8 protein-coding genes are annotated in these 15,010 nt (G+C 71.4%); 4 read left to right on the plus strand and 4 right to left on the minus strand.

The window, feature by feature from the left end; all coding sequences use genetic code 11:
• Nucleotides 1-125 precede the first annotated feature (125 nt).
• Nucleotides 126-1,256, minus strand: coding sequence for a Nif3-like dinuclear metal center hexameric protein (locus tag ACZ6O0_RS33645; protein WP_465769060.1), 1,131 nt, complete (start codon nucleotides 1,254-1,256; stop codon nucleotides 126-128).
• An 18-nt stretch (nucleotides 1,257-1,274) separates the two neighbouring features.
• Complete coding sequence (locus ACZ6O0_RS33650; RefSeq protein WP_465769061.1) at nucleotides 1,275-2,903, minus strand: glycoside hydrolase family 13 protein; 1,629 nt, start codon at nucleotides 2,901-2,903, stop codon at nucleotides 1,275-1,277.
• A 109-nt stretch (nucleotides 2,904-3,012) separates the two neighbouring features.
• Here ACZ6O0_RS33650 and ACZ6O0_RS33655 point away from each other — a divergent pair, with 109 nt between their 5' ends.
• Complete coding sequence (locus ACZ6O0_RS33655) at nucleotides 3,013-4,227, plus strand: ROK family protein (RefSeq protein ID WP_465769062.1); 1,215 nt, start codon at nucleotides 3,013-3,015, stop codon at nucleotides 4,225-4,227.
• Here the strand turns inward: ACZ6O0_RS33655 and nagZ are convergent.
• On the minus strand, nucleotides 4,208-5,695 hold the full coding sequence (nagZ, locus tag ACZ6O0_RS33660; RefSeq protein WP_465769063.1) for a beta-N-acetylhexosaminidase: 1,488 nt from the start codon (nucleotides 5,693-5,695) through the stop codon (nucleotides 4,208-4,210). The two genes, ACZ6O0_RS33655 and nagZ, sit on opposite strands and share 20 nt — an antisense overlap.
• A gap of 236 nt (nucleotides 5,696-5,931) precedes the next feature.
• On the opposite strand from nagZ, the gene ACZ6O0_RS33665 reads away from it, so the two are divergent.
• Both ACZ6O0_RS33665 and ACZ6O0_RS33670 read left to right on the plus strand, forming a co-directional pair.
• Entirely contained in the window at nucleotides 5,932-6,861 is a 930-nt protein-coding gene (locus tag ACZ6O0_RS33665) for an ROK family protein (protein WP_465769064.1), read from the plus strand.
• 325 nt (nucleotides 6,862-7,186) lie between these two features.
• Complete coding sequence (locus ACZ6O0_RS33670) at nucleotides 7,187-7,597, plus strand: hypothetical protein (RefSeq protein ID WP_465769065.1); 411 nt, start codon at nucleotides 7,187-7,189, stop codon at nucleotides 7,595-7,597.
• Nucleotides 7,598-7,724: 127 nt separating this feature from the next.
• On the opposite strand, the gene ACZ6O0_RS33675 is transcribed toward ACZ6O0_RS33670, so the two are convergent.
• On the minus strand, nucleotides 7,725-13,871 hold the full coding sequence (locus ACZ6O0_RS33675; protein WP_465769066.1) for a hybrid non-ribosomal peptide synthetase/type I polyketide synthase: 6,147 nt from the start codon (nucleotides 13,869-13,871) through the stop codon (nucleotides 7,725-7,727).
• 147 nt (nucleotides 13,872-14,018) lie between these two features.
• Here ACZ6O0_RS33675 and ACZ6O0_RS33680 point away from each other — a divergent pair.
• Nucleotides 14,019-15,010: hypothetical protein (locus tag ACZ6O0_RS33680; RefSeq protein WP_465769067.1), on the plus strand; the 992-nt coding region annotated here is incomplete at its 3' end.

The raw sequence follows: 15,010 nt of genomic DNA on the forward strand, positions 1-15,010 counted from the left end.
CGCTGGGGCGAAGGTCTCGATGCGGAGCATCGTGGCCTTTGCACCAGTGCGCCGAGGTGCCGTGCCGAGTGCCGCGCAGTAGGCGCTGAACCACCAGACACGACCTCAGTTCGTTCAGTTAGCGCTCAGAACCGCAGGGTCCATGCGTCCGTGCAGAGCGTCGAGATGTGAGTGTCCACGGTACTGCCTCGGGCTGCCAACCCTTCGACCAGGAGGCGCTCGGCGTCGCGCAGCCACGGCCATTCGCTGGCCCAGTGGGCAACGTCGACCAGCGCGGGGTCGTCGTACGCACGAGCCTCGGTGGCGGGGTGATGCCGGAGGTCGGCGGTGAGATAGGCGTCGACCCCGGCGGCCCGGACGCGGTCGAACTCCGAGTCGCCCGCTCCCCCGACCACGGCGACGGTCTCGATCGTCCGCTCCGGATCCCCGGACACCCGTACGCCGTGCTCCGTCCGCGGAAGGCTCTCCGCGACCAGCCGGCCGAAGTCCTTCAGCGGCAACGGTTCCGCGAGGACGCCGATCCGGCCGCCACCGCGTTCACTCGGCAGTTGCGCCAGCTCGTACAGATCGAAGGCCGGTACCTCGTACGAGTGTGTGGCGACCAGCGCCTCGACGACCGCCCGGCGCTTGCGCCGCGGCAGGATCATCTCCAGACGGTTCTCCGGCACGACCTCGATCTCGCCGACCCGCCCGATGGTCGGGTTCGCTCCCTCGAGCGGGCGGAAGGTGCCTTCGCCCGGACCGCTCCAGGCGGCTCGCTCGTAGTCCCCGATCTGCCCGGCGCCGGCCTTGGCCAGCGTGTCGAGCATCGCCTGCGTCTCGCCGGCCGGCACGAACACGACCAGCTTGTCCATCGGCTCGGAGGGCATCGCCTTGAGCGGACGGGTGTCCCGCAGGCCGATCGTGGCCGCGAGTGCGTCGCTGACGCCGGGGTTCGCGTTGTCGGCGTTCGTGTGGCAGACGTGCAACGCCGTACCGCTCCGGATCAGGTCGTGCACGACCCGGCCCTTCGGCGTCGTCGCCGCCACGCTGTTGACCCCGCGCAACAACAGGGGGTGGTGGGTGACGAGGAGATCGAAGTCGCCCTCGATCGCCTCGTCCACCACGGCCCGCATCGGATCCACGGCGAACAGGATCCGTCGTACCGCTTGCTCGGGGTCGCCGGTGACCAGCCCGACCGCGTCCCACGACTCCGCCCAGGCGGGGTTGTAGAGCTGGTCGAGGACGGCGATCACATCAGCAAGCGTGGGGGTCACGACCCCCATCCTGCCGCATCAGATCAGCCAGGCACTCGTATCACTCGGGAGCTTGTCGCCCTCCAGCGGACCGCTCGACAGCACCACCGCGGCGTCGGGCAGCTCGACCGGGGCGGCGCCGAAGTTCGTGATGGACTGCCACCCGCCGGGACGGGTGAAGTGCAGGACCCATTCCGTGTCGTCGACCCAGGTCAGCGAGTTGCTGGCCTGGAGTCCGCGGCGGACCGCGAGGGCCTTGCGGTACAGGCTGAGCGTGGACCCCGGGTCGCCCTCCTGCGCCTCGACGGAGTACGCGCCGAACCACTTCGGCTGGACCAGGTGCGACCCGCCCGAGCCGAAGCCGAACGACAGCCCGCCGATCGTCCACGGGATCGGCACGCGGCACCCGTCGCGGCCCTTCTCGGCACCCTTGGAGCGGAAGTACGCCGGGTCCTGCAGATTCGCCGCCGGCAGCTCGCCGACCTCCTGCAGACCGAGCTCCTCACCCTGGTACAGGTACGCCGATCCCGGCAGCGCCAGCATCAGCAGGACCGCGGCCCGGGCCCGGCGCAGTCCGAGCGCGACGTCGTTCGTCGGGTCGGTGCCGTCGCTGAGCAGCCAGTCCTTGCCGTCCTGCCAGCCGCCCTTCGGGTTCTTCGGCAGGCCGTACCGGGTCGCGTGCCGGACCACGTCGTGGTTCGAGAAGACCCAGGTCGACGACGAGCCGTTCTGCTCGGCGAGCGCGAGGTTCTCCTCGATCACCTTGCGGAACTTGTCGTACTCCCAGTCGGCCTGCAGCAGGTCGAAGTTGAACGCCTGCCCGAGCCCGTCGGCACTCGCGTACCGGGCCCGTCGCGCGGCCGGCACGAACGCCTCGGCGACCGCCGACCGGGGCGGGTCGTACTGGTTCAGCACCATGCGCCAGTCGCGGTAGATCTCGTGGACGCCGTCCTGGTCCCACAGCGGGTGCTTCCCGTTCGACTCCGACTGCCGGGGCAGCGTCGCCTTCGACGGGAACGGCTCGGTCAGGTCCTTCACCAGGGCGTGCGCGACGTCGACCCGGAACCCGTCGACGCCACGGTCCGACCAGAACCGCAGGGTCTGGACGAAGTCCGCGCGGACCTCCGGGTGCTCCCAGTTCAGGTCGGGCTGCTCGGCCGCGAACATGTGCAGGTACCACTGGCCGTCGTCGGTCCGGGCCCAGGCCGATCCGCCGAACACCGAGTCCCAGTCCGACGGCGGCTGGTCGCCCTCGCCGTCGCGGAAGATGTACCGCTCCCGGGCCGGCTCGCCCTTCGCGGCGGCGAGCGCCTCGGTGAACCACTCGTGCCGGTCGGAGGTGTGGTTCGGGACGATGTCGACGATGAGCTTGATGTGCTCGGCGTGCAGTGCCTCGACCAGCCGGTCGAAGTCGTCCAGGGTGCCGAGCCGCGGGTCGACGTTGCGGTAGTCGTCGACGTCGTACCCGCCGTCGGCGAGCGCGGACGGGTAGAAGGGGCTCAGCCAGACTGCGTCGATGCCCAGCGCCACCAGGTACGGGACTCGGCTGATGATGCCCGGCAGGTCACCGACGCCGTCGCCGTTGGAGTCGGCGAAGCTGCGCGGGTAGATCTGGTAGACGACTGCCTGCCGCCACCAGTCGGGGTCGGTCGTCTGCGGACTGGTCACGATGCCTCACTCGGATGTCAGTCTTGCCCGGATGTTTATATAGGCTCTAAATTTAGAATCTGCAGTATTCTGCGCACGGAACCACGACCAGGTCAAGAGGGCTTTTTTCATGGCGAAACCACCAGCCACGCCGCCGACGGCGACGCCGCCGATGCTGCGCCGGGTGAACGCGGGCAAGCTGCTCGGCGTGCTGATCAGGACCGGGGTGATGACCGGGACCGGCCTGATCGAGGCGACCGGGATGACCCGGGCGACCGTGCACGCGGTCTGCAACGACCTGATCTCGATGGGCTGGGTGATCGAGCACGACCCCGGCCGCGACGACGTGTCGGTGGGCCGTCCGTCGCGGCGGTTCGAGTTCAACAGCCGGGCCGGCTACGTGCTCGGCATCGACCTCGGCGCCGGCCGGACCACGGTCCTGCTGACCGACCTGCGCGGCGCGACGATCGCCAAGACCGGGCGGTCGGTGGCGGGCGTGAAGACGCCGGCGGAGCGGACCCAGCTCGTGCACGAGACGGTGGTCGAGGCGCTCGCGGACGCCGGCGTCACCGACGACCAGGTGCTGGCGGCCGGGGTCGGGGTCGCGGCGCCGGTCGACCGGGACGGGAACATCCTGGTCGACGACGAGTTCTGGCGGCGGTTCGACGCCGGGCTGGCCAACCGGTTGACCGAGCTGCACGGCTGGCCGGTCCTGCTCGAGAACGACGCCAACCTGGCCGCGCTCGGCGAGCACTGGCGCGGCGTCGGGCGGGACGTCGACGATCTCGCCGTACTGCTGGCCGGTGAGCGGTTCGGGTCCGGCCTGATGGACTCGGGCCGGCTGCTCCACGGCAGCCGCGGCGGCGCGGGCGAGATGGTCTACCTCAAGCTCGTCGAGGGTGTCGGCGACACGCATGGCATCGCCCGGATGGCCCGCGAGCGCGGCGCGGAGGCGGTCGCCGACCCGGCCGTCGAGACCACGCTGCGGAAGCTGGCCGACGACGACCCGGTCACCGCCGAGCTGGTCTTCACCGCCGCGGCCGACGGCGATGAAGTTGCCCTAGGCATCCTTCAGGAGGTGGCCGGGCGGACCGCCCGGGTGGTCGCGACCCTCGGCATCCTGTTCAACCCCGAGCTGGTCGTCCTCGGCGGCGCCGTGGCCGAGGCGGCCGCGGCGCTGCTCCCCGACATCGAGCGGCACCTGACCGGCTTCACCAGTACGCCACCGCGCGTCGCCGTCTCGTCCCTCGGCGACGCGATCGTGTCCGTCGGCGCCGTCCGGCGTGCGCTCAACCACGTCGAGCAGCACGCCCTCGATCTACACCTCAGCTGCCGGCCCGAGTGAGCGCCTGCGCAACCGCCTCCAGCACGATCACGTTGCGGCCGGACGTGGTCGCCGAGGGGATCCCGGCCGGGACGATGGCCTGATCCTCCGGGATGCCGGTGCACAGCACGAAGACGTCGTCACCGCGACCCTGCACCAAGTGCGCCAGCGCGTCGCGCATCCACGGCGTACGCACGGCATCCTGGACGGCGATCACCAGCGGCCGGCCCGCGGCCGCCTTGGCTGCGTCCGAGATCGCGTCGCCGGCCGGCGAATCGGCGTCCGTCAGGTGATGCACGCCGCGCAGCACCACGCCGTCCGACTCGGGCGCGACACGGGCGAACACCTCCGGAAGCCCACTGAAATAAGGGTTCCAGGCCGGGTGCAGCCCCTGCGTCAGGTCGACCACGTACGGCGCCGCACCGAAGGCGGGGAACATCTGGCGGGCCACGACGCGGGCCGCGACCTCGCGGATCGGCGCACCGTCCAGACCGGGCTGCCGGGTGCGCTGGGCGAGTGTGGCGGCGAGCGCGCGGACCCGGGCCGCGGCGTCCGAGACCCGTTCGGCGGCGAGCGTACCGTTGCCGATGGCATCGACCACGCGCGCGGTCAGCGTCCGCGGGTCGGCGGATCCGACCGCGATCATGGCCAGGTCCGCGCCCGCTCCGATCGACGCGACCGCGGCGTCCTCGATCGAGCGGGTCCTGGTGATCGCCTGCATCTCGAGAGCGTCCGTGGTGATCACTCCGGTGAAGCCGAGCTCCTCGCGGAGGAGCCCGGTCAGCACCCGGTGCGAGAGCGTGGCCGGCTGGTCGTCGTACGCCGAGAAGACGATGTGGGCGCTCATGACGACCTCGGCACCGGCGGCGATCGTGGCCCGGAACGGCGCGAGCTCGACGGCCTGGACCTCCTCGATCGAGCGGTCGACCCGGGGCAGACCGATGTGCGAGTCGACGGCGACGTCGCCGTGGCCCGGGAAGTGCTTCGGGCAGGCCGCGATCCCGGCCTCGTGTACGCCCTCGACGAAGGCGACGCCGTGCCGGGAGACGACCTCCGCGGTGGTGCCGAACGAGCGGGTGGAGATGACCGGGTTGGCCGGGTTGCTGTTCACGTCGACCGACGGCGCGAGCATCAGGTCGATCCCGAGTGACGCGAGCGTGGCGGCGGCGTCCCGCGCGGACGCCCGAGTCAGGTCGACGTCGTCGAGATCGCCGAGTACGCGCGGTGACGCGAGCGGCCACCGGTTCGCCGGGGCGAGGTGGCTGAACTCGCCGCCCTCGTGGTCGATCGCGATGATCAGGTCGGGTCGCTCGGCCCGCAGCGACGCGGTCAGCGCGGCCACCTGACCGGCGTCCGCGACGTTGCGGGTGAACAGGATGACCCCGCCGAGCCCGCCGGCGACGGCGCGGCGCAGCTCGTCGGTGGCGGTCGTCCCGGGGAGGCCGACGATCAGGGCGCCGGCGGCATCACGATCCAGTTGATCACTCATTGGCCCACCCTCTCGTGCCTGCGGATCGGGCGCCACCCCGGGCCCGGACCGTCACGGACAGCTAATGATCAGCCGCCTCCCGAGGTCTCCAGTGCGATCGTTGTCAGGACCTGCCATGGCACATAATTGCCTTGTTTCTGCGGGTTCGCCAGGGATTCGTTCAATTGACCCCTGTCTGTACGGGCCGACTACGGATAACGTTGTCTCTCGACCTTGACCGCCCTGACGGGGGGACGATGAGCGACGACGAAGCGATGGCGCACGGAACCGTACTGGGGATCGACATCGGCGGCACGAAGATGGCCGCCGCTCTCGTGTCCGCGGACGGCACCATCCGCACCGGAGACCGGATCCAGACTCCGACCGGTGACGCGGATGCGGTGTTCGCTGCGCTCGCGGAGCTGATCGAACGGGTCCGCGGCGCCGCCACACCGCTCGCGGTCGGGATCGGCTCGGCCGGACCGCTCGACCAGACACACGGGCTGGTCTCGCCGGTGAACATCACCGGCTGGCGCAATTTCCCCCTCGTCGACCGGGTCCGCGCACTGGCCGGCGACGTACCCGTCACGCTCGGAGTGGACGGGCACTGCTTCGCGCTGGGCGAGTTCTGGACCGGCGCCGGGCGGGACGTGGACACGCTGCTCGGCATCGTGGTGTCGACCGGGGTCGGCGGCGGGCTGGTGGTCGACGGCAAGCCGCTGATCGGGCAGTCCGGGAACGCCGCACACATCGGCCACGTCGTGGTCGACCAGGACGGCGAGGCGTGCGCCTGCGGGTCGTACGGGTGCGTCGAGGCGTACGCGAGCGGGCCGCGGATGGTTGCCCGGGCCAAGCGTCGCGGCTGGCGGACGGACGAGGACGTGGATGCCGCCGTCCTCGCAGCCGACGCGGCGGCCGGCGACGAACTGGCGGTGGCGACCTTCGACGACGGCGCGCAGGCGCTGGCCGCGGGCATCGTCGCGACCGCGGTCACGGTCGACCTGACGACGGTCGTCATCGGCGGCGGGGTGGCGAAGGCGGGTTCGGTCCTGTTCGACCCGGTCCAGGCGTGGGTGAAGCGGCTGGCCCAGCTCCCTTTCGTCACCGACCTCACGGTCGAGCCCGCCCAGCTGGACAACGCCGGGCTCCTCGGCGCCGCGCACCAGGCCTGGTCCGCCGTCAGCTGACCGTTCCGCAGGCGCGCACACTTTTGTCCGCGCGGAAAAGGTTCTCATGCGCACCTTTGCGCAATTTTTACCCAATCCCCGAATCCGTGTAACGACCGCCCCGTCCTACCCGATGCAACGGATGGATGGGGTGGGGGCACGTCATCCACGGTCGGTCACAGGGGGGCTTGGGCCGGCCGCAAGCGGTTGATCGAGGGGGGCCTCGGATCAACCGGAACGCGTGAGCGGCGGGCGAGGACACTCACCCGCCGCCCTCGCGAAGGACCCCAGCAGTGAGGCATCCAGTCAGCCAGCGTTGTCCGGGGCAACGCTCGACCAGAGAGACATGGTCCGGATGGACGTCGCGGTGCTGTTGCTGTTCGCGCTCTTCTTCACCGCACTGGTCGTGACCACCACCTCGAGGTACGACGTCCTGCGCGTCTCGACCCGGCGCCCGCGGGTGTTCCAGCTCGCCGCCGTCGGCGCCGCGTGCGGCCTGGCCGCCCTGCACAGCTCGCTGCGCCCGGCGATCCGCATGGGCGTGCTCAGGTGGGTCGGGCCGCTGATCGCGCTGGTCGTGGTCACCACGGTCGTGGCGCTGGCCGGTGGGAACGGAAGCAGTGCGGGAAGCGTCGGATCAGCGGCCGGTGGTGCCGGATCGGCGCTTGCGGTCTACTCCTTGCTCGTCTGCGTGATCAGTGCCTCATCACTGTTCCACCGACGAGCGCGGAGGGCGATCGATCCTCAGGAGGGATGAGGATCGTCGCGGGTTCTGCACCGTGGACGGCGGACCGGTGGTTGCGGGAGGGCCTCCACCGACCTGACCCCCCGTCCACAGTGCAGAACGAAACGTCCAGGGCCCAGACGTCGCCCGGACTTGCTCGCTACGGCCTCAGCCACTCGGGCTCGGGGAGAAGGCTGCGGTCCAGGCGGCCGTTGTCGTCGAGCGGGAGCTCCTCGATCGGGATCAGATCCGCCGGGACCAGGTAGATCGGGAGCTCCTTGCCCAGGTCGAGCATCAGCCGGGCCAGGACAGCGGGGTCGCTGTCCTCCAGAACGACGTACCCGATCAGGCAGGTGTCACCGCCCGGGTCCGCGCACGCGACCACGACCGCGTCGACCACTCCGGGCTGATCGGCCAGCACGTGCTCGGTCTCGCCCGGCTCGACCCGGTGGCCGCGGATCTTGACCTGGTCGTCGGCACGGCCCAGGTACTCCAGGGTCCCGTCCACGCGCCAGCGACCGAGATCGCGGCTGCGGTAGAGCCGACCGCCCAGATGACCCGGGTCCGGCACGAACGCGCGCTCGGTCTCCTCCGGCCGGCCGATGTAGCCCTGGGCAACGGCCGCGCCGCCCAGGTGGATCTCACCGACCGCACCGACCGGCACCGGCCGCAACGCCTGGTCCAGCAGGCGTACGACGACACCCTCGACCGGGCGTCCAATGGAAGGCCGGTCCTCGGCCGGGTCGACCTCGTGGATCGTCGTGACGATCGACGCCTCGGTCGGCCCGTACTCGTTGAACAGCCCGCACTCCGGGTGCGCCTCGAGGAAGTCCCGCACCTTGTGCGTCAGCACCATCGCCTCACCGCCGGCGACGATCTCGCGCAGCGCCGGCAATTCGGGCAGCCGGCGCATGGTCGCGAGCAACGCCGTCAGCGGACTGAACGCCATGAACAGCCGCTCGACCTGGTGATCCCGCAACGCGGCGACGACCGCGTCCGGGTCGTACCGGTCGTCTTCGCCGATCAGTACGAGCGCGGCGCCGGAAGCGAGCGTGGTGAACATCTCCTGCACGTGGACGTCGAACCCGAACGACGTCCACTGCAACGTTCGCAGCGACCGCCGGGTCCGCAGGTAATGGCGGACCAGGTTGACCGGGCCGCGGTGCGGGACGACAACGCCCTTCGGGTTCCCGGTCGAGCCGGAGGTATAGATGCAGTAGGCAACATCATCGGCCGCGGCCCGCACCGGCGGCGCCTGCCGCGCCCGCGGATCCCCTTCCGTCGCCGCAACCGGGACCAGCCGCAACCCGAGCCGATCGGCCAGCGCCGCGTCGTCACCGACCAGCGCGACCGCCGACGCGTCCTGGATCATGAACGCCCAGCGGGACTCGGGTACGCCGGGATCGAGCGGCAGGTACGCCGCGCCCGACTTCAGGACCGCGAGCACCGCGACGACCAACTCGGTGCCTCGGGCAACACGGACGGCGACCAGCTGGCCGGGTTTCACGCCGAGGTCGGTGAGCTGCCACGCGACCGCGTTGGACCTGCGGTCGAGTTCGGCGTACGTCAGTTCGCGATCGCCTTGGATGAGTGCGATCGCGTCGGGGGTGCGGGCGACCTGCTGCTCGAAGAGGGTGTGCAGTCCGCTGAGCTCGCCGGCGACCACCGCATCGCGACGTACCCGGCCGATCAGGCCCGTCGGCTCGACATCGCCTTCCAGCTCGCGGAGTGTCTCCAGGTCGGACTCGATCGGGAGCATCAGGTCGGGCAGCCGCAGCTCCGGGCGGGTCGTTGCCCGACGCAACACTGCTTCCAGGTACGCGAGCAGGCGGTCGACGGTGCTCTGGTCGAACAGGCCGGCCCGGTAGTCCGCCGTACAGGTGATGCCGGCGCCGTGGTAGGTCAGCCGCAGCCGCAGGTCCACCGTCGCCGGGAGGTCGTCGTCGCCGTCCTCGAACTCGACGAGGATCTGGAAGAGCGGGTCGCGCTCGAAGAACGCGAGGTCGGCACTGGCGTGGTCGAACGCGCCGGTCGCGACGTCGCGGACGCGCTGGGCGAGCTCGCCGAGGTCGGGTTCACCGGAGAGGTCGATCCGCAGCGGGAGCGGGCGGCGGGTCGCCGTCGAGGTGTCTCCCTGCGGGCGGATCAGCGCGGACCCGATCGTCACGTCGTCCTGCGCCGCGAACCGCCCGAGCACGGTGCCGACCGCCGCCAGCATCGTCATCAGCGGGCTGACCTTCCGCTCCCGGCTGAACACGAACACCGCGTCGCCGAGCTCCTCGTCCAGCTCCTGCTTCACCGAAGCCACCCGCGGCTCCACCGCCGGCCACACCCGGTCCCCCGGCAGCACCAGCGGCTCGGCCCCCGCCAACGCCACCTCCCAATACCCAAGATCCCGCCGCCGCACAGCGTCCCCAGGCACAACGCCCGCCCCAGCGGCCCCAGCCCCCGCGGCCGAGCCATCGCCCTCGCCGACCGATCCGCCTTGAGCGGACGAGCCGCCGCCCTCGCCAGCGGATCCGCCTCGCGGGGACTCGCCCGACGGGACGTCCGACTCGCCGGCGCCCCGCGCGGCGTCAGCCGGCGCGGACCCGGTCGACTCGGCACCGGCGGATCCGCCTTGCGTGGACTCGACCGACGGGACCTCCGGCTCGCCGCCGACGGAACCCGCCTGCGCGGACTCGGCCGACGGAACGTCCGGCTCGCTGTCGACGGAACCGGCCTGCGCGGACTCGGCCGACGGGACGCTCGGCTCGGTGTTGGCGGATCCGGCCTGGGCACCCTCAGTTGGTGCTGTCTCGACGGGGGCGTCCGCCGTCGGTGCACCGGAGGTGGGTGCTGTGGTTGTGTCCTCGGCGGCTTCGGGCGCGGTTTCGTTCAGGAGTGCGAGTTGTTCGCGCATCAGTTGCGTGACACCGTCGACCAGCTGACCCGCGACCCGGAGCTGCTGCGACATCAGCGCCGCCATCCCACTCCCCGGCAACTCCGCCTCACTCGTCGCCGCGGCGGCCTCATCCACCTTCGCCGCCAACTCGGCCAGCCCGGACCCCAACACCGCAAGAGCAGCCCGCGGGTCCCGCGCAGCCGGCTCCTCCGGCACGGCAACGTCTTCGGCCTCCGGCTCAACGTCCTCGACCGGCTCAGCATCCTCGACGGGCTCATCCTCGACGGGCTCAGCGTCCTCGACCCGCTCGGCTTCCGGTTCCGGCAACGCGGCAGCCTCGACCGGCTCTGCAGCCTCAGGCTCTGCGGCCTCCACCACCTGGGATGCCTCCGCAGACTCAGCCTCAGCGGCTTCCTCCGGCTCGGCGTCCTTGGTGACGGTTGCGACCGCGGTGGCGAGCTTGTGCGGGGTGGTGTAGCTGCTGAAGAGATCATCCGGCGTGAGCTCGACCGTGAACCGGCTGTTGATCTGCTCGATGACCGGCGCCATCTTCTCCGGCGTCGCCCCGAGCTCCGCGAACGTGTGGTCCACGGTGAGGTCGTACGGATCGAGGTTGAGCTCCGCGCACGTCAGATCGAGGACCGCGTTGAGCGACTCGCGGTACCGCTCGGCCGACACCTCGTCCCCCGACAACGAGCCGGCCTGCGCGAAGTAGTCCGCGTCGATCTGATGCGTCTCGGCCGGCAACGCGAACGGCGACCGCTCCGCGACCTCGTCCACCGGCTCGACCTCAGCCGGAGCCGACTCGTCCGGCGGATCCAGCGGGATCCGCTTCACCGCCGCACTCGACGGCTCGAACACGATCGCCTGCGCCCGCGCCGCCCGCTCGAACGCACTGGGCCGCGCCACACCGGCGTCCGCGGCGAGCGCCGTACCCACCGCAACCGTCACAGACGGATCGACCGGGTGGTGCACGCGACGGAACGGGTACGTCGGCAGCGGCACGCGACCGCTCCCCGGGTAGACCTTCGACCAGGCGATCTCCGTGCCCTGCTCGTACAGCTCGGCGAGCCCGTTCATCGTCGCGAGGACGGGATCCTGTCCCAACCGCTGCGCCGGGATCCACGTGCTGTTCGGCGCGATCCGGCGACCCGCGGGACTCAGTACGGCGTCCGGCCCGAGCTCCAGGAACCGCCGGCAACCGGCCGCCGTCACCGCCTCGACCGCGTCACCGAACAGCACCGGCTGTCGCAATTGCCCGACCAGATAGTCGCCGTCGAGCACGGTCCCGGACTCGAGCAAGTCACCGGACCAGCTCGACACCATCGGCGTCCGCAGCGGTTCGAGCGTGATCTCCCGGACGATCTCCGCGAAGTCCGCCAGGATCGGATCGACCAGCGAACTGTGGAAGGCCCGATCCACATCCAGCCGCTGCCACGCGACCTCGAGCCGGTCCAGCTGCGCCGCGAGCTGCCCGACGATCACCTCGGACCCGGTCAGCACGAACGACTGCGGACCGTTGCCTGCGGCAACCTCCACGCCGGTCGTCCGCGCGAGTTCGCGCACTCGGTCGGCATCCGCCCGGACGGCGACCATCGCGCCCGGCACGGTGCCACGCTGCATCAGCTCGCCGCGCTTCGCAGTCAGGCGTACGCCGTCCGCCAGTGACAACGCGCCGGCTACGCAGAGAGCGGCGTACTCCCCCACGCTGTGACCGACCACCAGCGCGGGCTGCACACCGAACGACTGCCACAACCGCGCCAGCGCGAGCTCGAAAGCGAACAACGCGGGTTGTGCAGTTTCGGTCGGCCAGACACCCTCCGACCCGGCGGCCGGCGTGAGCAACAGCTCGAGCAGGCTCCCGCCGGTCTCCTCGTGGTAGACGCGGTCGCACTCGTCCAGCACCGATCGGAACGCTGGGAAGCGCGCGGCCAGCCCCGCAGCCATCCCACGACGTGCAGCGCCTTGTCCGGTGAACGCATAGCCGAGTGGGCCGGGTCCGCCGCGCGGGACCTCGGCTGCCTGGGCGGAGCCGAGTGCGTCGACCAGTTCGGCCTCCGAGGCACCTGCGACCGCGATCCGGTGCCGGTGTGCGGGCCGGCCTAGTGCCGCCGTACCAGCGAGGTCGATGAGGCGGTGACCGGTGCCATGGTCGAGGTCTGAGCGGTACAGCTCGACCAGATCGGCCAGTGCGTCGGGGTCGGGGGCGGACAGCGCGAGTACGACCGGGCCGTCGTCGCCACGGCGGATCTGCCGCGGGGCCTCCTCCAGGATCACGTGGGCGTTGGTGCCGCCGGCGTCGAGGGCGCTGACGCCTGCGCGCAACGTCGTACCGGCTTCCCAGTCGCGTACGTCGGTGCCGATGACGAACGGGCTGCCGTCGAGATCGAGGTCCGGGTTCGGCGCGGTGTAGTTGATGGTCGGGACCAGCGTCCGGTGCTGCAGCATCAGGATGGTCTTGATCAGGCCGGCCATGCCCGCGGCGCTGTCGAGGTGGCCGATGTTCGGCTTGACCGAGCCGATCGTGCAGAAGCCGACCTTGTCGGTGTGCCGGCGCAGCGCGGTCGTGAGCGAGTTGAACTCGGCGGGGTCCGCGGTCGCACTGCCGATCGCGTTCGCCTCGATGTAGCTCAGGGAGTCGGCCGCGAACCCGGCCCGCTCCAGAGCGCGCTCGATCAGGTCGACCTGGTTGCCCGCCGGGGCGTCCTCGTTGCTGACCGCCGTGCCGCGGATCACGGCGTACACGGTGTCGCCGTCGGCGACGGCCTGGTCGAGACGCTTGAGAAGTACGGCGGCGACGCCGTTCCCGCCGACCGTGCCGTCCGCGTCCGCGGCGAACGCCCGGACGTGCCCGCTCGGCGACAGGATCGAGTCCGGCGCCGGCTGGTAGGTCGTTGCCTGAGGCACCTGTACGGCGGCGGCACCGGCCAACGCGAGATCCGCGTCACCGGACCGGAGCGCCTGACAGGCAAGGTGTACGGCGACCAGCGACGAGGACCACGCGGATTGGACGCCGATCGCCGGGCCGGTCAGACCGAGGCGGTAGGCGACGCGGGTGGCGATCGAGTCGCGGGACTGGGGCTGGCGGTTGTAGAGGTTCATGCCGGAGCCGGCGAACACACCGACGCGGCTCGAGGTCCCGGCGTACCCGCCGTGCTCGAGCGCCTGGTGACAGACCTCGAGGAAGAGCCGCTGCGCCGGCTCCATCAACTCGGCCTCGCGATCGCTCAGCCCGAAGAACTTCGCGTCGAACGACTCCACATGGTCGAGCACCCCACTGACCGCGACCATCCCGTCGCCGACCTGCCCCACCTCCTCGGCCGAGAACCGGCGGACACTCTCCACCCCGCCCACCAGGTTGTCCCAGAACTGCTCCAGCGTCTCCGCCCCCGGAAACCGCCCAGCCACCCCCACCACAGCCACCGGCTCCACAGCCGCAGCCCGCACCCCAGCAGGAACCCGCGCGACCTCGGCCGCCACGGTCGCAGCAGCCGCCTCAGAACCCGGCGCCCCCTCGCGAGCCGAAGCCACTACCAGCCCCGAGGCCGTAGTAGGAGCCGCCACAAGCCCATGCCCGGCCCCAGCAACCGCCACACCTACCCGACCTGCCTGCCCGCCCCCTCCAGCCTCATCAGCCGCCGCCGCTCCGCCGACACCCTCACCCCGAAGCACACCCTCAGCCTCAGCCTCAGCCTCAAGCCCACCCGCCGACTCAGCGTCCGCCTCCAGCTCACCCGTCGACTCAGCGTCCGCCTCCAGCTCACCCGTCGACTCAGCGTCCGCCTCCAGCTCACCGGTCGACTCAGTGTCGGCCTCCAGCCCGGCCTCGGGCTCGGGCTCGGGCTCGGGCTCGGCGACCGGTTCGGCCTGCGCCTCAACCCCACTGGCGGACCCGGCGTCGACTTCCTGCTCGGCCTCAGACGCAGCCCCATCCACGGACTCCGCCGCCTCAGCCTCGGCGCCCGCATCCTCCACGCCCGACTCGACCTCAGCGAGCGCCGCACCCTCAACAGGTACGTCGCCCTCCGCCCCCGCCGCAGTCCTATCCGCCCCCACGGTCGACTCCGACTGCACCTCGCCATCACCCGGCGCCGCTTCATCCGGGGCAGCGACCTCCGGCTCATGCTCGCCGTCGGCCGCAACCGCAGCCACGACCTCCACAGCCGACTCCGACTCACCTCCGGCCGCCGCCTCACCTCCGGCAGCCACCTCAGCCTCTGCAACCGACTCCGAGCGCGCCGCGTCCTCCGCGGTCAGCCCCGGTTCGCCCTCCGCAGCCACCGGCTCCGACGCGACATCCGCAACAACCTCACCCTTGGCAGCCGACTCCGGCTCAACCTCTGCCGCCTCGTCGACCCGTGCGGCCAACTCCGGGCCCGCCTCGTCCTCCGCCGCCAGGCCCGCCTCATCCTCCGCAGCCAGGCCCGTCTCGTCCTCCGCGGCCAGGCCCGTCTCGTCCTCCGCAGCCAGGCCCGTCTCGTCCTCCGCGGCCAGGCCCGTCTCGTCCTCCGCGGCCAGGCCCGTCTCGTCCTCCGCGGCCAGGCCCGTCTCGTCCTCCGCAG

Source organism: Kribbella sp. NPDC048837, from assembly GCF_055586945.1.

What these genes read in the sequence shown, in the direction of transcription:
- nagZ (WP_465769063.1), bottom strand. Translation starts at nt 5,695, where the DNA reads ATGAGTGATCAACTGGATCGTGATGCCGCCGGCGCCCTGATCGTCGGC.
- ACZ6O0_RS33665 (WP_465769064.1), top strand. Translation starts at nt 5,932, where the DNA reads ATGAGCGACGACGAAGCGATGGCGCACGGAACCGTACTGGGGATCGAC.
- ACZ6O0_RS33655 (WP_465769062.1), top strand. Translation starts at nt 3,013, where the DNA reads ATGGCGAAACCACCAGCCACGCCGCCGACGGCGACGCCGCCGATGCTG.
- ACZ6O0_RS33670 (WP_465769065.1), top strand. Translation starts at nt 7,187, where the DNA reads ATGGTCCGGATGGACGTCGCGGTGCTGTTGCTGTTCGCGCTCTTCTTC.